21 protein-coding genes are annotated in these 22,168 nt (G+C 68.1%); 2 read left to right on the top strand and 19 right to left on the bottom strand.

From position 1 onward, the window contains the following. Positions 1-13 precede the first annotated feature (13 nt). The gene (locus WS87_RS16620) at positions 14-1,315 is read left to right on the top strand and encodes an NAD(P)/FAD-dependent oxidoreductase (protein WP_059819902.1); all 1,302 of its coding nucleotides are present in this window, start codon (positions 14-16) and stop codon (positions 1,313-1,315) included. A 123-nt stretch (positions 1,316-1,438) separates the two neighbouring features. Here the strand turns inward: WS87_RS16620 and WS87_RS16625 are convergent, their stop codons facing one another. The 9 genes from WS87_RS16625 to WS87_RS16665 form a co-directional block, all read right to left on the bottom strand. Further along, positions 1,439-2,104 (bottom strand): DUF799 domain-containing protein, encoded by a 666-nt coding sequence (locus WS87_RS16625; protein ID WP_059819903.1) that lies wholly within the window; start codon positions 2,102-2,104, stop codon positions 1,439-1,441. A gap of 10 nt (positions 2,105-2,114) precedes the next feature. Then, positions 2,115-2,543 carry a DUF4810 domain-containing protein gene (locus WS87_RS16630; RefSeq protein ID WP_059535114.1) on the bottom strand — a complete coding sequence of 143 codons (429 nt, stop codon included), beginning with the start codon at positions 2,541-2,543 and terminating at the stop codon, positions 2,115-2,117. A gap of 82 nt (positions 2,544-2,625) precedes the next feature. Beyond that, positions 2,626-3,297 carry a CsgG/HfaB family protein gene (locus WS87_RS16635; RefSeq protein WP_185500359.1) on the bottom strand — a complete coding sequence of 224 codons (672 nt, stop codon included), beginning with the start codon at positions 3,295-3,297 and terminating at the stop codon, positions 2,626-2,628. 453 nt (positions 3,298-3,750) lie between these two features. Next, a complete protein-coding gene (gor, locus tag WS87_RS16640) occupies positions 3,751-5,106 on the bottom strand; it encodes a glutathione-disulfide reductase (protein WP_059819904.1) in 1,356 nt (451 codons plus the stop codon). 247 nt (positions 5,107-5,353) lie between these two features. Continuing rightward, entirely contained in the window at positions 5,354-5,578 is a 225-nt protein-coding gene (locus tag WS87_RS16645) for a hypothetical protein (protein ID WP_014895816.1), read from the bottom strand. Positions 5,579-5,951: 373 nt separating this feature from the next. After that, entirely contained in the window at positions 5,952-7,073 is a 1,122-nt protein-coding gene (locus tag WS87_RS16650; protein ID WP_059535109.1) for a porin, read from the bottom strand. 363 nt (positions 7,074-7,436) lie between these two features. Next, complete coding sequence (locus tag WS87_RS16655; protein WP_059819905.1) at positions 7,437-8,189, bottom strand: YoaK family protein; 753 nt, start codon at positions 8,187-8,189, stop codon at positions 7,437-7,439. A gap of 58 nt (positions 8,190-8,247) precedes the next feature. Beyond that, entirely contained in the window at positions 8,248-8,775 is a 528-nt protein-coding gene (locus tag WS87_RS16660) for a chromate transporter (protein WP_059535107.1), read from the bottom strand. Next, on the bottom strand, positions 8,772-9,386 hold the full coding sequence (locus tag WS87_RS16665; RefSeq protein ID WP_059819906.1) for a chromate transporter: 615 nt from the start codon (positions 9,384-9,386) through the stop codon (positions 8,772-8,774). The genes WS87_RS16660 and WS87_RS16665 overlap by 4 nt, the downstream gene beginning before the upstream one ends. Positions 9,387-9,482: 96 nt before the next feature. Between WS87_RS16665 and WS87_RS16670 the strand changes: the two genes are divergently transcribed. Further along, complete coding sequence (locus WS87_RS16670; protein ID WP_059819907.1) at positions 9,483-10,367, top strand: transcriptional regulator GcvA; 885 nt, start codon at positions 9,483-9,485, stop codon at positions 10,365-10,367. Positions 10,368-10,408: 41 nt separating this feature from the next. Here the strand turns inward: WS87_RS16670 and WS87_RS16675 are convergent, their stop codons facing one another. From WS87_RS16675 to flgE, 10 genes are all read right to left on the bottom strand, one after another. After that, on the bottom strand, positions 10,409-11,716 hold the full coding sequence (locus WS87_RS16675; RefSeq protein ID WP_059691967.1) for a solute carrier family 23 protein: 1,308 nt from the start codon (positions 11,714-11,716) through the stop codon (positions 10,409-10,411). A gap of 252 nt (positions 11,717-11,968) precedes the next feature. After that, the gene (gene flgL / locus WS87_RS16680; protein WP_059819908.1) at positions 11,969-13,207 is read right to left on the bottom strand and encodes a flagellar hook-associated protein FlgL; all 1,239 of its coding nucleotides are present in this window, start codon (positions 13,205-13,207) and stop codon (positions 11,969-11,971) included. Positions 13,208-13,230: 23 nt separating this feature from the next. Beyond that, complete coding sequence (flgK, locus tag WS87_RS16685; protein WP_059819909.1) at positions 13,231-15,213, bottom strand: flagellar hook-associated protein FlgK; 1,983 nt, start codon at positions 15,211-15,213, stop codon at positions 13,231-13,233. Between the two features lie 194 nt (positions 15,214-15,407). Continuing rightward, entirely contained in the window at positions 15,408-16,163 is a 756-nt protein-coding gene (locus WS87_RS16690; RefSeq protein ID WP_059535097.1) for a flagellar brake protein, read from the bottom strand. Positions 16,164-16,399: 236 nt separating this feature from the next. Further along, the gene (flgJ, locus tag WS87_RS16695) at positions 16,400-17,398 is read right to left on the bottom strand and encodes a flagellar assembly peptidoglycan hydrolase FlgJ (RefSeq protein ID WP_059535095.1); all 999 of its coding nucleotides are present in this window, start codon (positions 17,396-17,398) and stop codon (positions 16,400-16,402) included. After that, positions 17,399-18,595 (bottom strand): flagellar basal body P-ring protein FlgI, encoded by a 1,197-nt coding sequence (locus WS87_RS16700; RefSeq protein WP_059820004.1) that lies wholly within the window; start codon positions 18,593-18,595, stop codon positions 17,399-17,401. A 5-nt stretch (positions 18,596-18,600) separates the two neighbouring features. Beyond that, positions 18,601-19,290: a flagellar basal body L-ring protein FlgH gene (flgH, locus tag WS87_RS16705; RefSeq protein ID WP_059819910.1), complete on the bottom strand. Its 690-nt coding sequence runs from the start codon at positions 19,288-19,290 to the stop codon at positions 18,601-18,603. Positions 19,291-19,311: 21 nt separating this feature from the next. Further along, positions 19,312-20,100 (bottom strand): flagellar basal-body rod protein FlgG, encoded by a 789-nt coding sequence (gene flgG / locus WS87_RS16710; protein WP_014895799.1) that lies wholly within the window; start codon positions 20,098-20,100, stop codon positions 19,312-19,314. Between the two features lie 35 nt (positions 20,101-20,135). Then, on the bottom strand, positions 20,136-20,894 hold the full coding sequence (gene flgF / locus WS87_RS16715; protein WP_059691964.1) for a flagellar basal-body rod protein FlgF: 759 nt from the start codon (positions 20,892-20,894) through the stop codon (positions 20,136-20,138). Between the two features lie 20 nt (positions 20,895-20,914). Then, a complete protein-coding gene (gene flgE, locus WS87_RS16720) occupies positions 20,915-22,156 on the bottom strand; it encodes a flagellar hook protein FlgE (RefSeq protein WP_059819911.1) in 1,242 nt (413 codons plus the stop codon). Positions 22,157-22,168: the final 12 nt, after the last annotated feature.

Here is a 22,168-nt window from a genome sequence, read left to right on the forward strand (position 1 = left end):
CGCTTTCCTGATCATGCAGACATTCGCCAACCAGCCGCACGTCGCGTCGTACTACGCGGCGACCGCCAACGATACGACCCGCCATGCGCCGCTCGCCGGCACGACCGACGCCGACGTGTGCGTGATCGGTGCGGGCCTCACCGGTTTGTCCGCCGCGCTCAACCTCGCCGAGCGCGGTCATTCGGTGACCGTGCTCGAAGCGTCGCGGGTCGGATGGGCCGCGAGCGGGCGCAACGGCGGCCAGCTGATCGGCGGCTTCGCATGCGACATCGACACGTTCGGCAACTTCATGCCGGAAGGCGACGTGAAGCGGATCTGGGACATGGGGCTCGAAACGCTGTCGCTCGTGAAGTCGCGCATCGCGCGGCACGACATCGACTGCTCGCTCGTGCCCGGCTATCTGACCGCCGCGAACACCGAACGCGACGCCGATGCGCTGAAGCGCTGGCGCGACGAGGCCGCGAAACGCTTCGGCTACGACCGCTTCCATTTCGTCGAAGCGGACGAGCTTGGCGACTACGTGCAGTCGGCGCGCTATCGCGGCGGCCTGTACGACCCCGACAGCGGCCACCTGCATCCGCTGAACTACACGCTCGGGCTCGCGCGTGCGGCGACGGACGCCGGCGTGCGGATCCACGAGGACAGTTGCGTCACGCGCGTGCGCGACGTGTCGGGCGGCCACCTCGTCGAAACCGGCCAGGGGCAGGTGCGCGCGCGCTTCGTCGTGCTCGCGTGCAATACGTACGTCGGCACGCTCGCGCCCGCGCTGTCGAAGAAGATCATGCCGGTCGGCACCTACGTGATCGCCACCGAGCCGCTCGGCGAAGCGCGCGCCGCCGCGCTGATGCCCGCGCGCGCGGCGATCTGCGACAGCCGCTTCGTGCTCGACTATTTCCGGCCGGCGCCCGACACGCGGCTCGTGTGGGGCGGCAAGGTCAGCTATTCGACCCGGGAGCCGCGCGATCTCGCGGCGGCGATGCGCGCGGACATGCTGAAGACGTTCCCGCAGCTCGCGGACGTCAAGGTCGACTACGCATGGGGCGGCTTCGTCGACATCACGATGAACCGCGCGCCGCACTTCGGGCGCGTCGCGCCGACGATGTATTTCGCGCAGGGCTTCTCGGGGCACGGCGTGAACACGACCGCGCTCGCGGGCAAGCTGATCGCCGAGGCGATCGACGGCCAGGCGAGCCGCTTCGACCTGTTCGGCAAGATCCGGCATCGCGACTTCCCCGGTGGCGCGACGCTGCGCACGCCGGCGCTGGTGCTCGCGATGAGCTGGTACCGGCTGCTCGACGCATTCGGCATGCATTGAGCGTGCCGCATCGGTGCGAAACGAAAAACGGCCGCGCAACACGCGCGGCCGTGCAATCGAATCGCATGACATCGGTGCGTCGGGCACGTAACGTCCCCACGCACCGCGTATGACATTCGCCGATCAGTCCGTCCCGTACTTCGGCGAATGCGGACCGTACAGCAGCCCGTTGGGCGGACCGGCCGACAGCAGCCGCGTGCTGGTGAACGCGGCGACGTCATGGCTCTGGTCCATCAGCGTGTTCGCGATCTGCTTGACCGCTGCCACCACCAGCATGCCGATCAGGCCGCCGCCGCCGTTGTTGCCGCCTTCGTCGCTGCTCGCGCTCGCCCGGCCCTGCCACAGCACGTCGCCGGTACGCAGGTCGACGAGCTTCGCCGAGGCCGACACGACCGTTGCGCTCGCAAGGATCCGGTAGACGGTGCCGTACTGCGACACCTTCGAATACAGCGCGGCATCCGCACCGAAGATCTCGCGCAGCTTCGCGGGCGGCGTCTGCTGGATCTCGGCCGCGTTGGTCAGGCCGTTCTGCTTGAACGTCTCGTCCATCACGGCGACCGGCACCACGTAATAGCCGGATTCGGCGAGCGGCAGCGTCATCTGCGACAGCATCCCGTAGGTCGCCGCCACGTCGGACGTTTCGTTGATGGGCGGCAGGACGAGGATCGAGCGCGGCTGGCTCTTCTTGAACGCCGTGTAGTCGGGTCGTTTCACCGGCTGCGCGCACGCGCTCAGCAGCGCGACGATCGACAGCACGGACATCAGCTTGAATGAGAGTGTCTTGAACATGGCGGGCGCGTTACGGTTTGGCGGTGGTCGAGGCGGTATCCTTCTGGCCGGCGATCGCCTGGGCGGCCGGCTTCTGAACCGCTGCCTTCGACGCGTCGGTCTTTTTCTTCATCAGAAAATCCATGAAGGTCGACGATTCCGGGAACGACTGCTTCTCGGCCTGTAGTTCCTGCTCGGCCTGCTGCTCGTTGCCGACGCTCGCGTACAGCATCCCCAGATGCGCATGGAAGCCCGGCGGCGGCATCTTGCCCTTCGCGCGAATCTCCTGCAGCGCCTTTTCGAGCGCGTCGATCTGCTCCTGCGGCGACTTCTGCCCCTTGAAATATTCGTACACCTGCGGCTGATAGCCGTTCCACTGATAAAGCGGCGGCGTGGAGCTCGCGCAGCCGGCGAGCAGCAAGGCGGCGGCCGTTGCCGGCAGCCAGTTACCCCGTTTCATGGTCTGTTCTCTTTTGATGTCGTTGTCGATCGGTCCAGCGCGGCGCCGGCCCCGGCGCGCGCTGCTGCAATGGCTGGGACGCTTATTGCGGCGCCTTCAGCGTGCCGGCGTCGACCTGGTCGACGAGATGATTCACGGCTTCCTGGATCGCAAGGTCCAGCACCTTGCCGTTGAGCGTCGAGTCGTAACCGGCCGTGCCGCCGAAGCCGATCACTTCCCGGTTCGACAGGCTGAACTCGCCCGCGCCCTGGCTCGACGCGACGACTTCCGACGTCGTCGTGTCGACGATGTTCAGGTTGACCTTCGCATACGCGACCTGCGTCTTGCCGCGGCCGAGGATGCCGAACAACTGGTGATCGCCGACGTCCTTGCGGCCGAACTCGGTCACGTCGCCGGTCACGACGTAGTTCGCGCCCTTCACGGCCTGCGCCTTCTTCATGAAGCCGGCTTCCTGCTTGATCTCGTCGAGGTTCTCGCGATCGAGCACGTTGAAGCGGCGGCTCTGCTGCAGGCGCGTGACGAGGATCGTCTTCGCCTGTCCGCCGAGGCGGTCGATGCCGTCCGAGAAGATGCCGCGCATGTAGCTCGAGCGGTTGTCGAACTTGCCGACCGCGATCGCGACGGGCTTGCCCGCATACGGCTTCTGCGCGCTGCTCACGGCCGGCACGTCGAGCGTGCGCGACGATTCGGTCGCGCAGCCGGACAGCGCCGCGACGAGCGCCGCCGCCACGAGAACGGTGCGTCGTGTCTGAATGTTCACTGCTGGTCTCCTTGCGTGAAAAGATTGCCCGGAACGGGCGTGCCGGCTCGTTGACGAGCCAGCGGTCGATGCGGTGATCGAAACGGTTGGGGCACGCATCGGCGTGCGCGACTTCATCGCCCGGATGGCGATGGAGATGGAGATGGCGGCATGCGAAGGGAAGGTGCGCGCAACGGACGTGCTGCGGCAAGATGCGAACGCGCGGCGCATGGATCGACCACCCCGCTTGCGCCGGCTACCCCGTGATTCTGTCTACTGCGCTGTTGATCGCGCATGATCGGCCCCGAATATGATTTTGGCCGATGATACCAAGCCTGATTATCGAGACGGCATTTCCCTGGAAGAATTGACGTTCTTTACGAATCGTCGCGGATCCGTGGCGCGTCACACGCCGGCCGAGCGCGCGGGACGCCCGCGCCGGCCCGCAAGCCGGCGCGCCGATTGCGGTCAGTCGGCCACTTTCTGTCGCATCGTCACGAATTCCTCGGCCGCGGTCGGGTGAATGCCGATCGTGTCGTCGAACTGCGCCTTCGTCGCGCCCGCGCGGATCGCGATCGCGATGCCCTGGATGATCTCGCCCGCATCGCGGCCGACCATGTGCGCGCCGATCACGCGCTGGCTGTCGCGCGCGACCACGAGCTTCATCAGCGTGCGCTCGTCGCGGCCGGACAGCGTATGGCGCAACGCCTTGAACGACGTGCGGTAGATGTCGATCTCGTCGTGCAGGCGACGCGCATCGGCCTCGGTCAGGCCGACCGTCGCGATCTCGGGCTGGCTGAACACGGCCGACGGCACGTAATCGTGATCGACCGCGACGCGCGTGCCGCCGAACAGCGTCCGCGCGAGCAGGCCGCCGTCGCGGGTCGCCACCGGGGTGAGTTGCGGCCGCGACGTGACGTCGCCGATCGCATGGATCGACGGCACCGACGTCGCCGAATACGCATCGACGGCGATCGCGCCGCGCGCGTCGAGCATGACGCCTGCCTGTTCGAGCCCGAGCCCGTCGACGTTCGGCACGCGGCCGGTCGCATAGAGCACCGCGTCGTACGGGCCGTGCTGCGCGTCGCCGACACGCACGGAGAGTGTGCCGTCGTCCGCGCGCGCGATCGATTCGACCACGGCGCGCGCATGGATCGCGACGCCTTGCTTGGTCATTTCGTCGGTCAGGAATTGACGCACGTCGTCGTCGAAGCCGCGCAGGATCTTCTCGCCGCGATAGAAGAGATCGACCTGGCTACCGACGCCGTTGAAGATGCCCGCGAACTCGACCGCGATATAGCCGCCGCCGACCACCGCGATGCGTGCGGGCAGCGTCGCAAGCGACAGCGCCTCGCGCGACGTGATCGCATGCTCGATGCCGGGCCGCGGCGGCAGCGACGGGCGCGAGCCGGTCGCGATCGCGATGTGGCGCGCGCGGATCGTGCGATCGCCGATCGCGACCGTATGCGCGTCGACGAGGGTCGCGCGCCCTGCGTGCATCGCGACGCCGGATTGCCGCAGCAGGTTGATGTAGATGTCGCTGAGCCGGTTGATTTCGCGATCCTTCGCGGCGATCAGCGCGGGCCAGTCGAGCGTGCCGGCGCCGAAGGTCCAGCCGAAGCCCTTCGCGTCCTCGAGCTCGTGCGGATAGTGCGATGCGTAGACGAGCAGCTTCTTCGGAATGCAACCGCGCAGCACGCAGGTGCCGCCGATCTGCTCTTCTTCCGCTATGCCGACGCGCGCGCCGTATGACGCCGACATCCGGGCGAGCCTCACGCCGCCGGAGCCGGCCCCGATGACGAACAGGTCGTAGTCGAAATCCATCGCAAGCCCTCATCGCAGTTCGGATGACGGCACGATAACAAGATTCGGGAATTCGTGCGGAACGTGGCGGCGCAGGACGACGCGCGCCATATAAAAAACGGCGAGAGACGTCGCCTCTCGCCGGTCAAACCAGCTGCCGGGTGTGCCATGCGTCACCGATCGACCACATGCCCGGCCTGCCGGCCGCGCGGCACCGGTCCGTCCGGGCGCGCGAACGGCGCGCCCGCGGCGGGACCGGCCGCCATGCTCAGGCCTGCGACGTGTCGCTGCCGTCCGTCGCCTGCGTATCGTCCGCCTGCTGGGGCTGCTCTTCCTTCTTCTCGAGCATGCCTTCGATCGCCTCGGCGCCCTTGAAGCCGGCGACGGCCGCCGCCGCCTTGGTCAGCAGGCCCGCATCCGGATCGACCTTCTCGGCCGCCTCGACGGCTGCCACGGCGCCAGCGATTTCACCCACGGTGTTCAGGATACCCATCGTCATCCCCTTTCAAGAAAATCGTGAGCGCATCGTCCCACGAAAAAAACCGGCAGACCGTGTTTGTCATCACCGGATACACAAGTTACGCACCAGGCCGGCCGCACGCGAAACGCGCGCCGGAACGACGCCCGCGCGTGCGTCGCGGCACGCGGCGGGCCCTGCACGCAGCGTAGCGGAATCGCTTCGCGCGCACTGTCAAAGTATGTTCTGGAATGCCGACGGAATCCTTACGGGCAGGCGGTACCCGATGGAGCAATCGCTGAATGGTCGTCCGCGCGCATGAAGGGCGCGTGACGAAAAAAAAGAGGCTCCCGCAGGAGCCTCTTCGATGTGCGCCGAGCGTGAGCCGGCGCGTGCGTTCCGATTTTCGTCAGAAGATATTGCGCAGGCCGATCGCGATGCCGGTCTGGTTGCTGCGACCCGGCAGCTCGACGTTCGCCGCGCCGTTCGTCTTGTTGAAGTCGATGGTGCCGTAGACTTCCGTGCGCTTGCTGAGCGCGTATTCGGCGATGCCGACGATCGCGTAGCGGTTGCCGCTCGCGAGCGTGCCGTTCGTGGTCATCGCGTTGCGCATGTGGTCGTAGTAGAACGCGCCGGTCAGCGTCAGCGGCGTGCTGACCTGCCAGCTCACGCCCGCGAACGGACCATCGTCGATCCGGCCCGTGCCCTTCGCGACCGGAATCGACTGCTGCGCGAGCAGGCTGTCGACGAATCCGGTGTCGTCCTTCGAGCGCAGGTAGCCCGCATAGACCTTCGCCTTGCTGAACGCGTACACGACGTTCGCGTGGTAGATCGTCTGCTTGCGTGCGGAGTTGTCGCTGTTCTGCTGCGCGCCGGCGGCGATGCTGAGCGGGCCCATCACGTACGACAGCGACACGCCCCATGCATTGCCCTTGCCGAGCGAGCCCGGGATCTGGCCCGAGAAGCCGCCCGCGCCGGTCGATTCGTAGTTCGTGCCCGTCGAGTACATCGCCTTCGCGGTCAGGCCTGCGAACGTGCCCGTGTACTTGATCTGGTTGTCCGCATACAGGCCGCCGCCAAGTGCGACCGGCAGCCATGCATTTTCGAAGTAGTTGCCGACCGTCAGCGGATCGTAGGTGTCCGACAGCAGGTCGAACAGCGGCGTCTTCTGGCGGCCGAGGGTCACCGTGCCGTACGGGCTGTCCAGACCGACGTATGCCGCGCGGTTGAACAGGCGGCCGCTGTCGGCGAATGCGCCGTTCTGCAGGTTCACGCCGCTTTCGAGCTTGAACAGGGCCTTCAGGCCGCCGCCGAGGTCTTCCGTGCCGTAGATGCCGAAGCGGCTGTTGGTGATCGCGCCGTTGGTCATCGACAGCAGGCCGTCGTTCTTGGCGTTTGCGTTGGTCAGATAGCGGACGCTGACGTCGGCGACGCCCCAGAGCGTGACCGAGCTTTGTGCTGCTGCGTACTGGCTGGCGAAGGCCAGCGCCGCTCCCCCTGCGATGGCTGCGAGTCGGGTGGTCTGCTTCATGAGCTTTCCTATTTGTAGGTGTCTCCATTCATGGCCGGCCGCGTGCGCAGCCGGGTGGCGATCGCGCACGTTCATGGCGCGCGCGATGTGGGCTGAATCATAAGACCAGTGCGCGCCCTGAAAGAAATTGAAATGCGCGGTAACGCGCGATTGTCGCCCTGGAACAACAACGGTCCCGCACCAGGCTTGCCTCGCGCGTAACGGACGCGGGGTGCGGCGATGGCGAAACGAGGGCTGATGCCGTAAGGATCGGGCGGGGCAGCCGGCTGGCGTTCGGGTCGTGGCGCAGGTCGGTGACGCAATGCACCGGTGATTCGGTCACGCGGCGCACCGACAGGCCGCAAGGTGGCGGCCCTGCACACGTCAGGCAGGCTGCGACGTCCCGCCGTCGGGGTTGGCGCCGCTGCTGCCGTTGCCGGCCGCCCCATCGCCACGATCGCTCCCACCGCCCGCCCACCGCGCCCGCCGCACGATCTCCGCGAACGCGCCCGCCAGCAGCAGCACCGCCCCCCACAGCGCGACGTCCGGAACGAGCCGCGTCGCGAAGCCGCCGACCACCGCGCCGGCCAGGAAGCAGAAGCTGATCGTCGCCAGCAGCGCCGAGTCGTGCAGCGCGCCCGCGTCGTAGCGCGGAATCAGCCCGACGAACAGCTTCTGCGCGGCGCGCCGCAGGTTGCCGGTTGTCATCACCGACGTGTACGACAGTTCCTCGAGATGGGTGAACGACAGCGTCTGCAGCGTCGCAACGAATGAGATGCCGGGAATCAGCCACGCGCTCGATGCGCCGACGAGCCCGCTCGCGGCAATGCCGAGAAACGCGATCTCGACGATCAGGCTCGCGAACGCGGTGTGGCGCATCCAGCCGCGCCGCGCGGCGAGACCGAGCAGGTGCGCGACGAATACCGCGACCACGAAGCCGCCGAGCGGCGGCACGTGATGCAGCGCGGCCGCCCATTCGCCGGCCGACAGATTGATACCGAGCAGCGCGACGTTGCCGGTCATCGTGTTCGCGAACACGTGGCCGTGACCGACGTACGTGTACGCGTCGAGGTAGCCGCCGGACAGCGTGAGCAACGCGGCGACAGTGAGATTGCGGCTGGCGCCGTCGAGATCCATCGATCCTCCCGTGAATATTCGCGCCAGTATGCGGGACGGGAGACAGCTTGTCCTTCGCTCACTGGCCGATGCCGGTGAGCCCGATCAGCGCGCCGGCCGCGAGCAGCCATAGCGGATGGATGCGCGTGCGCCACGCGAGCACCGCGCATGCGGCGGTGATGCCCCACTGGATCGCGGTGCGGTTCGACGCTTCCGAGATCAGCACCGCGCTGGCCGCGACGAGCCCGGCCGTGACCGGCATCAGCCCCTGCTGCACGTAGCGGCGCCACGGCCGGTCGCGAAAGCGCTCCCACGCGTGCAGCGCCAGCACCGTGACGAGCGACGACGGCCCGAACTTCGCGATCGACGCGACCAGCAGCCCGGCCCAGCCGGCCACGTGCCAGCCGACCAGCGACACGATCATCATGTTCGGCCCCGGCGCGGCCTGCGCGAGCGCGAACAGCGCGGTGAATTCGTGCGCGCTCATCCAGTGGTGCACGTCGACGACTTGCCGCTGCATCTCCGGCAGGATCGTGTTGCCGCCGCCGAATGCGAGCAGCGAAAGCTGGCTGAAGATCGTCGCGATCGCGATCAGCGTGTCGTTCATGACCGGCCTCCGTCGCGCGCGGCGGCGTGCTGCGGTGCCGGCGTATCGCGCCGCCGCGACGCGAGCCAGATGCTCAGGGGCGTCAGCACCAGCATCGTGGTCAGGAGCGGAATGCGCAGCACCGCGATCGCGACGAACGCGAGCGCCGCGATGCCGGCCGCGGTGCGCGGCGCGTGCAGCAGCGGTTTCACGACCTTCACGGCCATCGCGACGAGCAGGCCCGCGGCCGCGGCGGCAAGCCCGCCGAACAGGTGCTGCACGCGCGGATCGCCCTGCGTCTTCGCATACAGCACGCCGAGCGCGACGACCACGAGCGTCGGGCCCGCGATCAGCCCGAGAATGCCGGCGAACGCGCCCGCGACGCCGCGAAAGCGCATGCCGACGGCGACCGACAGGTTGATCACGTTGCCGCCCGGCAGGAACTGGCACAGCCCGAGCAGATCGGTGAATTCGTCGGCGGTGAGCCATTTGCGCTCGTCGACGATCGTGCGCCGCGCGAACGGCAGCGCGCCGCCGAACGACATCAGGCCGAGCGACAGGAAGCCGGTGAACAGCTCGGCGAGGCCGATCCGGCGCGGGGATGCGGCGGGCGGCGGAGAAACGGATTGCATGGGGGTCCTCATCAAACGGTGTCCCGAGATTACCCCCGTTCCGGACCCCGGCAAAACGATTTTATCGACGCGCCCTTGTGATCTAGAATCACAAGCATGGCACGCGACCTCCCGCCCTTTTCCGCGCTTCGGGCCTTTGAAGCAGCGGCACGACACGAAAGCTTCAGCGCCGCCGGCGACGAGCTGCATGTGACTCACGGTGCCATCAGCCGGCAGATCGCCGGGTTCGAGGCGTGGCTCGGCAAGCCGGTGTTCCACCGCTACGGCAAGCGCGTGAAGCTCACCGACGAAGGCCGCCGCTATCTGGATACCGTCCGTGCCGCGTTCGACAGCATCGCGCTCGCCACCGAGCAGCTGCGCAACACCGGTGCCGCGCGCGTGCTGCGCATCAATGCGCTGCCGACCTTCGCGATGAAATGGCTGCTGCCGCGCCTGTCGCGGTTCCAGCGCGACGTGCCGAACGTCGAGCTGAAGCTGTCCACGTCGAACGCGCCGCTCGACATGCTCGACGGTTTCGACGTCGCGATCCGCCGCGGCCCCGGCCCCTGGCCGAACTGCACGAGCGGCCACTTCCTCGACGAAAGCGTGATTCCGGTTTGCAGCCCCGCGCTGCTCAAGCGCGCGCCGATCGCCCGAGCGGACGAGCTCGCGCGGCACGTGCTGCTGCATTCGGACACGCGGCCGGAAGGTTGGCGCGACTGGTTCGCGGCGGCCGGCGTGACGATGAAGGGGCGCAAGCGGCAGTCGTTCGATCACTTCTACCTGGCGCTGCAGGCGGCCGTCGACGGGCTGGGCGTCGCGCTCGGCCCGCTGCCGCTGATCGACGACGAGCTCGCGAGCGGCCGCCTCGTGATGCCGCTGCCCGGGCCGCGCATCGCGACGCGCAGCTACTGGTGGATCGCGCCGGGCGCGCCGGCCGGCGATGCGCTCGTCGCGCAATTCTGCGCGTGGCTGCAGGCGCAGTCGAATATCGGCGCGTAACTACGTGCCGGCGGGCGGCGTTGCACCGCCCGCTGCCAAGGTCAGACCACCGGGCCCGGTTCCTTTTCCTTGCGCAGGATCGCGTACAGGATGATCGCGCCGAACGTCGCCGTGCCGATCCCGCCAAGCCCGAAGCCGCCGAACTTCAGCGAGAAGTCGCCGGCGCCGAGCACCAGCGTGACGGCCGCGACGATCAGGTTGCGGTTGTCGGAGAAGTCGACCTTGTTGACGACCCAGATCCGCGCGCCCGTCACCGCGATCAGCCCGAACACGACGATCGACACGCCGCCGAGCACCGGGCCCGGAATCGTCTGGATCACCGCGCCGAACTTCGGCGAGAAGCCCAGCCCGATCGCGATCAGCGCGGCGATCGCGAACACCAGCGTCGAATAGATCCGCGTGACGGCCATCACGCCGATGTTCTCCGCGTAGGTGGTCACGCCCGTGCCGCCGACGCTGCCCGACACGATCGTCGCGAGCCCGTCGCCGATGAACGCGCGGCCGACGTAGCGGTCGAGGTTGGTGCCCGTCATCGCGCTCACCGCCTTGATGTGGCCGAGGTTCTCCGCGACCAGGATCACCGCGATCGGCGCGAGCATCAGCATCGCGTGCGGATCGAAGACCGGCGCACGGAAGCTCGGCACGCCGAACCACGCGGCATGCGCGACGATCGAGAAATCGACCGGCTTGCCGAGGCCCATCCCGTTGGTCGCGATCGCATAGATCACGTACGCGATCACCAGCCCGACGAGGATCAGCAGGCGCTGCATCATCCCGCGCGCGAACACCGCGACGCCGCCGACGCACAGCACCGTGACGAGCGCCATCACCGAGTCGAAGGTCGATGCCGACACGCCCTTGACCGCGATCGGCGCCAGGTTCAGCCCGATCACCGCGACCACCGCGCCGGTGACGACGGGCGGCATCAGCGTCTCGATCCAGCGCGTGCCGATCGCCTGCACCAGCGCGCCGAGCGCGACGTACACGACGCCGCACGCGACGATCCCGCCGAGCGCGACGGGGATGTTCGGGTTCGGGCCGCTGCCGCCGTAGCCCGTCACCGCGATCACGAGGCCGATGAACGCGAAGCTCGAACCGAGGTAGCTCGGCACGCGGCCGCCGACCAGCACGAAGAACAGCAGCGTGCCGATGCCCGACATGAAGATGCACAGGTTCGGGTCGAAGCCCATCAGCAGCGGCGCGAGCACGGTCGAGCCGAACATCGCGACGACGTGCTGCACGCCCATCGCGACCATCTGCGGCCACGCGAGGCGTTCGTCGGGGCCGACCACGCGCGAGGCGGCGCCGGTCGGTTGCACCCGCCAGCGCGGGAAGTAGGAATCGGACATGGGGAAAAGGGCTCCTGTCGAACGCCGGCTGCGGACGGTGCGCCGGTCTGGAATCTGGCGCGAGTTTACGGAGCGGAAATGGGGCTGGCAAGCGCGAACCGCCGGCGCGGCGGTGGTGCGGTGCGGCGCCGTGGTCGTGCCCGCCGGGCGGGGTGCCGGACGGCACGATCGCGCCGATGAAGGCCGACGGCGGCCGGCCTGAGCCCGCCACGATGTAAGCGGGCGCTCACATCGCGGCGGATGTCGTGGGGATCACGGATTGATGTACTGGAACAGCGACATGTTCTGCAACTGCGCATACGCCTTCTGCGCGCCGCTCAACGCGTTCTGCACCTGCAGGTACTGGCTGATGGTCGTCACCATGTTGGTGCTGGTCAGGTCCGACAGGTTGCTGGTCGTCTGCAGCGCCGCGGTCTGGTTGACGGCCTGCATCGCCTTGACTTCCTGCTCGCGGCCGCCGACCGACGCCAGCACCGTCGTGACGTTGCGCATCGAATTGTTGATCTTCGTCGCGGCCGTGCCCATCGTGTTCGACAGCGCGGCGCTCGCCGTCTGGTTGCCGGTGACGGGCGTCTTCAACGCCGTGATCATCGAATCGAGCGTCGAGAACACGTCGACCCCACTTGCCTGCGGCGCGGGCGTGACTGAAAAGGTGTCATTGACCGCCGGCGTGCCCGACACGGCCACCTTCATCCCGCTGCCGAGCGCGATCGCGGTGCCCGACGTGTAGGCCTGCGCGGGCGTGGTCGTCGGCGGCGACGCCGTATTGTCGGTCACCGTGTAGGTCGGCGCGGCCGCCGTGCCGCCGAAGGTGATCGTGAACTGATGGCCGTTCGTCGCGGCCGACGGGTCCGTCACCGTGACGTTGCCGATGGTCGCCGTGCCCGTGTTGCTCGCGCCGGCCGCCTGGACCGGCGAGCTGCCCAGCGCCTGCACCGACATGAACACCGCGAGGCCCGAGTCGCCCTGCGGCACGCTGCGCGAATCGTCGATCTGTACCGTGCGCGTGCCCGTATCGCCGACGTAGCTGATGCCGCCGGCCGCGTTCTTCGTGAACGGCGCCGCCGCATTCTTGAAGCCGGCGAACAGGTAGTTGCCCGCGCCGTCCGTCGCGTTCGCGAGCGACATCAACTGGTCGCGATAGCCCTCGAGCTGCGTCGCGAGCGCCGCGCGGTCGCTGTCGGCGAGCGAACCGTCGCCAGCGCGCACGATCACCGACTGGATGCTGCCGAGCACGGTGCCGACGTTCTGCAGCGTCTGGTCCTCGGCCTGCAGCGACGCGAGCGCCGTGCTCTGGTTCGCCGCGTACTGCGACAGCGTGGCCGACGTCATCGACAACTGCACGGCCTGCGCCGCGCCCACCGGGTTGTCGGCCGGCGTCGTGAGGCTCACGCCGCTCGAGATCTGCTGGTAGAGCTGCGCGAGCTGGGCCTGCTGATCGTTCATCTGGCCGACGTTCAGCTGGTAGAACTGGGTCGTGGAAATCCGCATCGTTTCTATCCTCTCGAATCCGCTCAGCTGAACAGGCCCAGCACGGTCTGGAACAGCGAAGCCGCCGTCTGGATCACTTTCGCGTTCGCCTGGTAGAGCTGCTGGTACTGCATCAGGTTCGCGGCCTCCTCGTTCTGGTTCACGCCCGACACCGACTGCTGCGCGGACGTGATCTGGCCGACCAGCGCCGTCTGTGCGGTGCTCGACGACTTGAGCTGGCTCGCGGCGTTGCCGATGTTGTTCACGTAGTTCGCATAGGCGCCCGTGAGCGTCGTCGTGCCGCCGCCGAGCGTCTTCGCGTTGACGAGCTTCGACAGCGCGAGCGCGTTGCTGCCGTCGCTCGTGCCGCCCGCGTACGGTCCGATCGTGAACGAATCGCCGTCCGACGGCGTGCCCGACAGCGTGACGGTCACGCCGTTCATCGCCCCGGCGGCCGCCCCGGACATCGTCATCGCCGCACCGGTCGACGGGTCGTACGGCACGGGGTCGGTCGGACTGGCGATCGTCACCGACGTCGGCGGCGTGCCCGGGATCGTCACCGTGGTGCCGACCGGGAAGCCCGACAGCGACTTCGTCGCCGCGTCGTAGGTCAGCTTGGTCGACGGCACCTGGTAGCCTGCGCTCACCCCGCTCAGCGCGATCTTGCCGGTGCCGATGTTGGTGCTCGACGCCGACGTGATGGCCGGCGACGCGGCCGCGATCGCCGAGCCGCTCGTCGTCGCGAGGCCGAAACCGGTCAGCGCGCCGCGCGTCGGCAGCACGGTGAACTGGTCGCCGGCATTCATCGCGCCGGACGAGAACGAGAAGTTCAGCCCGCCGAGCGAAAGCGGCATCGGCCCCGCCTTCTGGTCGACCACCGTGCCGCTCGCGCGGTCGGTCAGCGTGTAGTTCGTGCCGTCGTACGACAGCGTGTAGTCGCTCGTCGTCGGCTGCGACGCATTGGCGAACGAGACGGACAGCGATGCATTGCCGGTGTTGCCCTGATTCGAATAGACGGCCGGGGCCGCCACCGTGAACAGGTTGCCGCCCGGCTTGCCGGACAGATCGATGCCCAGCGCGTTCTGCCCGTTGACCTGCGCGGCAAAGCTGGCCGCGACCGCGCCGAGTTGCGCCTGCGCGGGGTTGAGCGTCTGGCTGCGGAACGCGAGCAGGCCACCGAGCGTGCCGCCCGACAGCGACGCATCCGGCAGCGCCTGGTTCGGGCCTGGCGGGTTCGCGCCGGCGATCCCCTGCGACACGACGGTCAGCTCGCTCGGATCGGACGGCGACGTGACGGCCGCGAGCTGATAGCTCTTGTCGGCGAGGACGAGCGGCTGGCCGCCCGCGAGGAACACGCTGTAGCCGCTGTCGTTGCGCACCACCTGCACGCCTGCGAGGCTCGACAGGTTCGACACCGCGAGGTCGCGCTGGTCCATCAGCTGGTTCGGCGGCTGCCCCTGGCTGCTCGCCGCCGAGATTTGCTGGTTCAGCTTCGCGATCTGCGCGGTGTACGTGTTGATCTGCGACACCGTGCTGGTGAGCTGTGTATTCACGCTCTGGCGCAGCGCGTCGTACTGCTGGCCGGCCGCGTTGAGCTGGTTCGCGAGAATCTGCGCGTTGCTGATCGCGGTCTGCCGCACCGACGGATCGGCAGCGCTGTTCGCCACATTCTGCAAGCCGGTGAAATAGCCGGTGATCGCGGTCGAGATCCCGGCCGTCGGGCTGCCGACGTAATTGTTCAGCTGCGCGACGAGCGAATACCACGTCGACAGCGCGCCGCCCTGCGACTGCGCGCTGTTCAGCTGGTCGCTCAGGTACTGGCTGTACTGCCGCTGCACCGTGACGGTGTTCACGCCCTGCGGCATGTAGCCGCTCGACGTGTACTGGCCGCTCGCCTCGGCATAGACCGGGCGTTCGACCGAATAGCCGGGCGTGGCGGCGTTGCTGATGTTCTGACCGGTCGTCGTGAGGCCCCAGAGCGCGGCATTGAGGCCGCTGACGCCGAGGTTCATGAGTGTGTTGGACATGCGCGATCCTGATGAGCCGGCCGCGCTGCGGCCGCCGGGTTGCGTGACTCCCGGTATAACGGCCGCGGATCGGAAAAATTGAGGGAAAAATGCGCGTGCGACGCGCGCGTGCGCGTCGTCTGTCGAGCCGCCGGGCGGACGCCGCCGGCGCCGGTGCGAAAGCGGCCCCGGGCGGGGCCGCGAGAGGGATTACGTCAGGCCCGCGCGAGCGAGCGGCGCTTCATCTCGAGCTGCGTGATCAGGCGCTGCAGCGTGTTCTCCGCGCTGCCCGGCAGCGACATGAAGCGAAAACCGAGCTGGAAGCGCCGCGAACCGTTCGGCATCTGCGTCGAACGCTGCGACACGAGCCGCAGGTCGAGCGACAGCTTGCCGTGGCCGGTCAGCTCGAGCTCGACCTCCGGCAGCAGCGTGCCGACCTCGAGCGCCTCGACGCGCTCGTCGGCCGTGCGCAGCCCGACGCCGCCCAGCGACAGGTTATGCACCTCGAACACGAAGCTCTCGCCGTCCGGCAGCTTGCCGCGGCACAGGAACGGATCGACGATCGGCGCATCGACGCGGAAATACTCGCGGCGCTGGATGCACATCAGCACGTCGGGAAAATCGGCGACGAACGCGGGCAGCCCCTCGTAGCGCGTCTCGCGCGGCGTGCTCGTGGTGAATTCGACGCGCACGCCTTCGGGCGCCGCCGCGAACGTGCAATGCGACGCGCCGAGGATGCCGGCGTTCTGCTCGGACAGCGCGCCCCAGTCGAACGTGAACGTGCGCGCGCCGACGTCGACCTCGAGCAGGCGCGTGACGAGCTGGCCGCCCGGGTACTGGACGGTCAGGAAGTCGCCGCGGTTCACGAGGTTGCGCAGCTGCACGCCGATCTCCAGCGGATTGCGGCGGGCGTAGTCGGGCCCGGAATGGCCCGCATCCAGGCTCGGATCGGTCGACGTTTCGATATTCATGGCTAGCCGGTTTTCTTTTCATGGGCGCCCGGGCGACCGGTGCGCAGTAAAACCGGGCCAGAACAAGGGCCCGGTTGCAGGTCTCACACACTTAGCGGCAGTGCTCACCGAAAGTTTAGATCGAATTGCCGGTTTTTTTCGCGCAAACGTTGAAACCGCGCGCGGCGGGGTGCCGGGCGCGGTCCGTAAGACTGCAAGCATGGGCGGCAGGCGGGGCCGTTCCGGCCCCTGCCCCGTCAGCCGATCTGCTGCATGATCGAGATCAGCTTCTTCGCGTAGTTCGGGTCGGTCGCGTAGCCTGCCTTCTGCAGCCCGTGCGCGAAGCCCTCGACGCTGCGGCTCGCGCTCAGCACGCCCGCGTAGCGCGGGTTGTTCTTCAGCAGGTTCGCATAATCGGTCATCGCGTGCTCGTACGAATCGTACGCGCGGAACTTCGCGACGACGCGGCGCGGCGCGCCGTTCACGTATTCTGTCGTCAGCGCCGACACCGTGCGGCCCGTCCAGCCCTTGTTCGCCTTGATGCCGAACACGTTGTAGCTCGTCGAGCCGTCGCTCGCGCGGATCTCGCGCTTGCCCCAGCCCGATTCGAGCGCGGCCTGGCCCACGATGAAGCGCGCCGGGATGCCGGTGGTCGCGCTCGCCGCCTGCGCCGGGGCGGCGAGCCGGTCGACGAACGCGTCGGCGTCCTGCGCGCCGCTCGCGCCTTTCAGCGGCGGCGTCAGCGCGCTGCCGGCCGTGTAGCCGCGCGCGCCGGCGAGCCCGCCGTTGTTCGCCGCGTTCGCATAGGCCCGCGCCATCGCGTTCATCGCGGCGAGGCTGCCTTCGTTGCCCGACGTGCCCGAGCCGGCCGCACCCAGGCCCACCGCGCCGAGCCCGGCCGCGCCGGCGTCGGCCGCCGTGTCGCCGCCCGTGCCCTGCCCCGCGTTGCGCAGCAGCTGCTTCATCAGCGCGTCGGCCACGCCGATCCCGCGCTTCGACATCTGCTGCGCGAGCTGCTGGTCGAGCATCGACGTGTACATCTTCGACGTGTGCGAATCGAGCAGGCCGCCGTCGGGCGACGCGTCGCGCATGCTCTTGAGCATCATCTGCGTGAACATCGCGTCGAACTGGCCCGCGACCGCCTTCGCGCCGGCCTGCGGCGACTGCTTCGCCTGCGCGCGCAGCGCGTCGAAGCCCTGCACGTCGAGGGCGAAGCGCTGCGTCAGGTCGTTTGCGTTCGGGAGAGTAGCTGCCATTTAGATGATCTCCAGATCGGCGCGCAGCGCGCCGGCCGCCTTCATCGCCTGCAGGATCGACATCAGGTCCGCCGGCGTCGCGCCGAGCGTGTTCAGCGCCTTCACGACGTCGGCGAGGTTCGCGCCGGCCGTCACCATCTTCAGCGCGCCGCTGTCCTGCTTCAGCTGGATCTGCGATTGCTGCGCGACCACCGTCTGCCCGTTCGAGAACGGCCCCGGCTGCGACACCACGGGCTGCGTGTTGACGACCACCGACAGGTTGCCGTGCGCGACCGCGCAGCTTTGCAGCGTGACCATCTGGTTCATCACGATCGAGCCGGTGCGCGCGTTCAGGATCACCTTCGCGGCGGCCTTGTCCGGGCTCACGTCGAGGTTCTGCAGGCGCGCCATGAACGCGACCTGCTGCGCGGAATCCGCCGGCGCGGCGAGCTGGATCGTGCGGCCGTCGAGCGCCGTCGCGGTGCCCGGGCCGAAGCTCGAATTGACCGCGGACACGATCCGCTGCGCGGTGCCGTAGTCCATGTCGTTCAGCTGCAGCTGCAGCACGCCGTTCATCTGCGCGATCGCGTTCGGCACCGAGCGCTCGACGATCGCGCCGCCGACGATCCGGCCGGCCGCGAGCTGGTTCACCTGCACGCGGCTGCCGTTCGCGCTCGCCCCCGCGCCGCCGACCGCCATGTTGCCCTGCGCGAGCGCGTACACCTGGCCGTCCGCGCCCTTCAGCGGCGTGAGCAGCAGCGTGCCGCCGCGCAGGCTCTTCGCGTTGCCGAGCGACGAGACCGTCACGTCGAGCGCCTCGCCCGGCCGCGCGAACGGCGGCAGCGTCGCGGTGACCATCACGGCCGCGACGTTCTTCAGCTGCATGTTGTTCAGCGACGACGTGCCACCGTTCGCCGAGCCGTTGTTGATCGAGATGCCGAGGTTCGCGAGCATGTTCGCGAGCGTCTGCGTCGTGAACGGCGTCTGCATCGTCTGGTCGCCCGTGCCGTCGAGACCGACGACGAGGCCATAGCCGATCAGCGGGTTGTCGCGCACGCCCTGGATCTGCGCGAGGTCCTTCAGGCGCTCCGCGTGCGCGGGCGCCGTGCCGAGCGCGCATGCCGCCAGCACGAACGCGGCGGCGAGCCGCGCGACGGCAGGCACGCGCGACATACGGGACGCGCGCGACGAGAAGCGGTGGAAAAGTGGCTGCTGCATCGTCATCACCACGGTGCGATGTTGAGGAAGAAGCGCTGCAGCCAGCCCATCGTCTCGGCTTCGTTGATGTAGCCCTTCGCCGAGTATTCGATCCGCGCGTCGGCCACCTGCGTCGAGTAGACCGAGTTCGCGCCCGAGATCGTGTTCGGGTTGACCACCCCGGAGAAGCGCACGAACTCGTTGCCCTGGTTGATCAGCATCTGCTTCTCGCCGCTGACGACGAGATTGCCGTTCGGCAGCACGTTGGTGACGGTCACCGTGATCGTGCCGTTGAACGTGTTCGCCGCGCTGGCGCCGCCGGTCGCCGCGAACTTGTTGTTGCCGGCCGCCGACAGGTTCGCCTTCGCGAACAGCCCGCCGAGGAAGGCGGCCGTCGGCACGCTGAAGCTGGTGTCGCCCGCGCGGTTGGTGTTCGCGCCCGACGACTTGGTCGCGTTGATGTTCTCCGCGATCACGATCGTCAGGATGTCGCCGACGTTGCGCGGCCGCTGATCCTCGAACAGCGGCCGGCCGGCGTAGCCCGGGTTGAAGATCGAGCCGGGCGCCTGCATCGCCATCGGCGCCGGCGGCTGCGCCGTCATCGGCTGCTGGATGATCGGGTCGCGCGGAATCTGCGCGCAACCGGCGAGCGCGGCCACCGCGACCGCGCACGCGGCGCGGACGGAGGCTGACGGGAGGAGGCGAACCTGCTTCATGGCGACGACGGGACTTTCCGGTTAGCTCTTCATCTGCGTGACGGTCTGCAGCATCTGGTCGGACGTCGTCACGGCCTTGCTGTTGATCTCGTACGCACGCTGCGTCTGAATCATGTTGACGAGCTCCTGCACGACGTTCACGTTCGACGCCTCGACATAGCCCTGGTTGAGCACGCCTGCGCCGTTCAGGCCCGGCTGCGACACGTTCGGCGCACCCGACGACGTGGTCTCGGCGAACAGGTTCTCGCCCTTCGCCTCGAGGCCGGCCGGGTTGATGAAGGTCGCGATCTGCAGCGAGCCGATCTGCACCGCGTTGCTCGAGCCCGGCTGCGTGACCGACACGACGCCGTCCTTGCCGATCGTCAGCGACTGCGCGTTCTGCGGCACGGTGATCGCCGGCAGGATCTGGTAGCCGCTCGACGTGACGAGCTGGCCCTGCGCGTTGGTCTGGAACGAGCCGTCGCGCGTGTATGCGTTCGTGCCGTCCGGCATCAGCACCTGGAAGAAGCCCGCGCCGTTGATCGCGACGTCCTTCGAGTTGCCGGTCTGCGTGAGGCCGCCCTGCGTGTACAGGCGCTCGGTCGCGACCTGCTGCACGCCGGTGCCGAGCTGCAGGCCCGACGGCAGTTCGGTCTGCTGCGTCGAGTTCGCGCCCGGCTGGCGGATGGTCTGATACAGCAGATCCTCGAACACCGCGCGCGACGCCTTGAAGCCGTTGGTGCTGGTGTTCGCGAGGTTGTTCGAGATCACGTCCATCTGCGCCTGCTGCGCATTCATGCCGGTGGCGGCGATGTAGAGCGATCGGTTCATGTTGAATCTTCTCCTGGTAGCGAGGGCCGTGCCGCTCAGCTGAAGTTGAGCAGCTGGTTCGCCGACTGCTCGTTCTGGTCGGCCGTCTGGATCAGCTTGGACTGCAGCTGGAACGCCCGTGCGTTGTCGATCATCGCGACCATCGCGGTCACCGGGTTCACGTTGCTGCCTTCGAGCGAATTCGGCGTGACGACCACGTTCGGATCGGTGTCGGCCGGATTGCCGTCGGCGGTGCGGAACAGCCCGTCGTTGCCGCGCGTGAGCGTGGCGGGGTCCGGGTTCACGAGCTTCATCTGGTCGACGATCGCGACCGCCGTCGGCGGATCGCCCGGCATCAGCGCCGACACCGTGCCGTCCTTGCCGATCGTCACTTCCGCGTTCGGCGGCACCGAGATCGGGCCGCCGTTGCCGATCACCGGCAGGTTGCTCGCGTTGACGAGCTGGCCGTTTTCATCGACGTGCAGGTTGCCCGCGCGCGTGTACGCCTCGCTGCCGTCGGCGGCCTGCACCGACAGCCAGCCGGCGCCCTGCACGGCGACGTCGAGCGGGTTGCCGGTGCGCGTGATCGGGCCCGGTGCGTAATCCGCGCCGGGCGTCGAGGCGAGCACGTAGGTGCGCGTCGTCGTCGGGTCGATGTTGCTGCCGTCGCCGAAATTCATCGGCACCGCGCGATAGGTCGCGAGCTGCGCGCGAAAGCCCGTCGTCGACGCGTTCGCGAGGTTGTTCGCGACGATCGCCTGCTGGTCGAGCGACTGCGACGCGCCCGTCATCGCCGTGTAGATCAGTCGGTCCATGGCTGCCGGTTATCCGCGCATTACAGGTTGATGAGCGTCTGGTCGACGGTCTGCTGCGTCTTGATCGTCTGCGCGTTCGCCTGGTAGTTGCGCTGCGCGGTGATCAGGTTGACGAGCTGCGACGTGAGATCGACGTTCGAGTTCTCGAGCGCGCTGCCCTGCAGCGAACCGTGGTTCGTGCTGCCCGGCGACGAAATCTGCGGCACGCCCGACGCGGACGATTCGGCGTACTGGTTGCCGCCGAGGTTGACGAGCCCGTTCGGATTGTTGAAGTTCGCGAGCACGATCTGGCCGAGCACCGACGTCTGGCCGTTCGAGTAGTTGCCGGTCAGCTTGCCGTCGGCGCCGATCGAGAAAGTCGTCAGCGTGCCGCTCGCATAGCCGTCCTGCGCGAGGTTGTTCACGCCGTCCTTGCCGCCGTACTGCGTGGTGCCGGTCAGGTCGAGCGTGAGCTGCTGCGGCGTCGCCGAGCCGTCGGTGTTCGGAACGGTGAACTGAAACTGGCCGAGCGATGCGGTCGGCGCGGCCGGCGTGCCCGTCGTCGTGCTCTGGATCGCGCCGGACGAGTTGAACGTGACCGTGCCGAGGTCCGTCGTGGCGCCGCCCTGCACGCCTGCGTAGGCTTCCCACGTGCCGGCCGCCGACTTTACGAAATACATGTTGACCGCCTGCGAGCCGCCGAGCGAGTCGTACACCTGGATCGACGTCGAGTAGTTGTACGTCGTGGTGTCGGTCGCGCTGAACGGCGTCTTGGTCGGCACCGTGTCCTGCGAGTTCAGGTTGAACTGGCCGGTGATCTTGGTCGTCGCGGTCGGCGCGATGTTGCTGGTCGGCGCCTGCAGCGGCACGGTCTGCGCGGTGTTGATCACGCCGCCCGTGTTGGCCGCGTAACCCATCAGGTTACGGCCTTGCGAGTCGACGATGAAGCCGTTCTTGTCGCGCTGGAACGTGCCGTCGCGCGAGTACGTCGTCACGCCGTTGTTCGACATCTGGAAGAAGCCGTTGCCGTTGATCGCGACGTCGAGCGACGAGTTCGTCGTGTTGATCGTGCCCTGGCCGAACTGCTGCTGCACCGAGGCGAGCGTCGTACCGATCCCGATTTGCGTGTTGACCGACGTCGCGACCGAGTTCGCGTACATGTCGGAGAACTGCGCGGTGCTCGACTTGAAGCCGACCGTGTTCGCGTTCGCGATGTTGTTGCCGATCACGTCGAGCGCGTTCGATGCGCCGGCGAGGCCGCTCAGACCCTGTTGATAACCCATTTCGGTCTCCGT

The sequence above is a fragment of the Burkholderia sp. MSMB0856 genome (genome assembly GCF_001524645.2).
GTDB classification, from domain to species: Bacteria; Pseudomonadota; Gammaproteobacteria; order Burkholderiales; family Burkholderiaceae; genus Burkholderia; species Burkholderia diffusa.

What these genes read in the sequence shown, in the direction of transcription:
- WS87_RS16620 (WP_059819902.1), top strand. Translation starts at nt 14, where the DNA reads ATGCAGACATTCGCCAACCAGCCGCACGTCGCGTCGTACTACGCGGCG.
- WS87_RS16625 (WP_059819903.1), bottom strand. Translation starts at nt 2,104, where the DNA reads ATGTTCAAGACACTCTCATTCAAGCTGATGTCCGTGCTGTCGATCGTC.
- WS87_RS16630 (WP_059535114.1), bottom strand. Translation starts at nt 2,543, where the DNA reads ATGAAACGGGGTAACTGGCTGCCGGCAACGGCCGCCGCCTTGCTGCTC.
- gor (WP_059819904.1), bottom strand. Translation starts at nt 5,106, where the DNA reads ATGGATTTCGACTACGACCTGTTCGTCATCGGGGCCGGCTCCGGCGGC.
- WS87_RS16645 (WP_014895816.1), bottom strand. Translation starts at nt 5,578, where the DNA reads ATGGGTATCCTGAACACCGTGGGTGAAATCGCTGGCGCCGTGGCAGCC.
- WS87_RS16650 (WP_059535109.1), bottom strand. Translation starts at nt 7,073, where the DNA reads ATGAAGCAGACCACCCGACTCGCAGCCATCGCAGGGGGAGCGGCGCTG.
- WS87_RS16655 (WP_059819905.1), bottom strand. Translation starts at nt 8,189, where the DNA reads ATGGATCTCGACGGCGCCAGCCGCAATCTCACTGTCGCCGCGTTGCTC.
- WS87_RS16660 (WP_059535107.1), bottom strand. Translation starts at nt 8,775, where the DNA reads ATGAACGACACGCTGATCGCGATCGCGACGATCTTCAGCCAGCTTTCG.
- WS87_RS16665 (WP_059819906.1), bottom strand. Translation starts at nt 9,386, where the DNA reads ATGCAATCCGTTTCTCCGCCGCCCGCCGCATCCCCGCGCCGGATCGGC.
- WS87_RS16670 (WP_059819907.1), top strand. Translation starts at nt 9,483, where the DNA reads ATGGCACGCGACCTCCCGCCCTTTTCCGCGCTTCGGGCCTTTGAAGCA.
- WS87_RS16675 (WP_059691967.1), bottom strand. Translation starts at nt 11,716, where the DNA reads ATGTCCGATTCCTACTTCCCGCGCTGGCGGGTGCAACCGACCGGCGCC.
- flgL (WP_059819908.1), bottom strand. Translation starts at nt 13,207, where the DNA reads ATGCGGATTTCCACGACCCAGTTCTACCAGCTGAACGTCGGCCAGATG.
- flgK (WP_059819909.1), bottom strand. Translation starts at nt 15,213, where the DNA reads ATGTCCAACACACTCATGAACCTCGGCGTCAGCGGCCTCAATGCCGCG.
- WS87_RS16690 (WP_059535097.1), bottom strand. Translation starts at nt 16,163, where the DNA reads ATGAATATCGAAACGTCGACCGATCCGAGCCTGGATGCGGGCCATTCC.
- flgJ (WP_059535095.1), bottom strand. Translation starts at nt 17,398, where the DNA reads ATGGCAGCTACTCTCCCGAACGCAAACGACCTGACGCAGCGCTTCGCC.
- WS87_RS16700 (WP_059820004.1), bottom strand. Translation starts at nt 18,595, where the DNA reads ATGCAGCAGCCACTTTTCCACCGCTTCTCGTCGCGCGCGTCCCGTATG.
- flgH (WP_059819910.1), bottom strand. Translation starts at nt 19,290, where the DNA reads ATGAAGCAGGTTCGCCTCCTCCCGTCAGCCTCCGTCCGCGCCGCGTGC.
- flgG (WP_014895799.1), bottom strand. Translation starts at nt 20,100, where the DNA reads ATGAACCGATCGCTCTACATCGCCGCCACCGGCATGAATGCGCAGCAG.
- flgF (WP_059691964.1), bottom strand. Translation starts at nt 20,894, where the DNA reads ATGGACCGACTGATCTACACGGCGATGACGGGCGCGTCGCAGTCGCTC.
- flgE (WP_059819911.1), bottom strand. Translation starts at nt 22,156, where the DNA reads ATGGGTTATCAACAGGGTCTGAGCGGCCTCGCCGGCGCATCGAACGCG.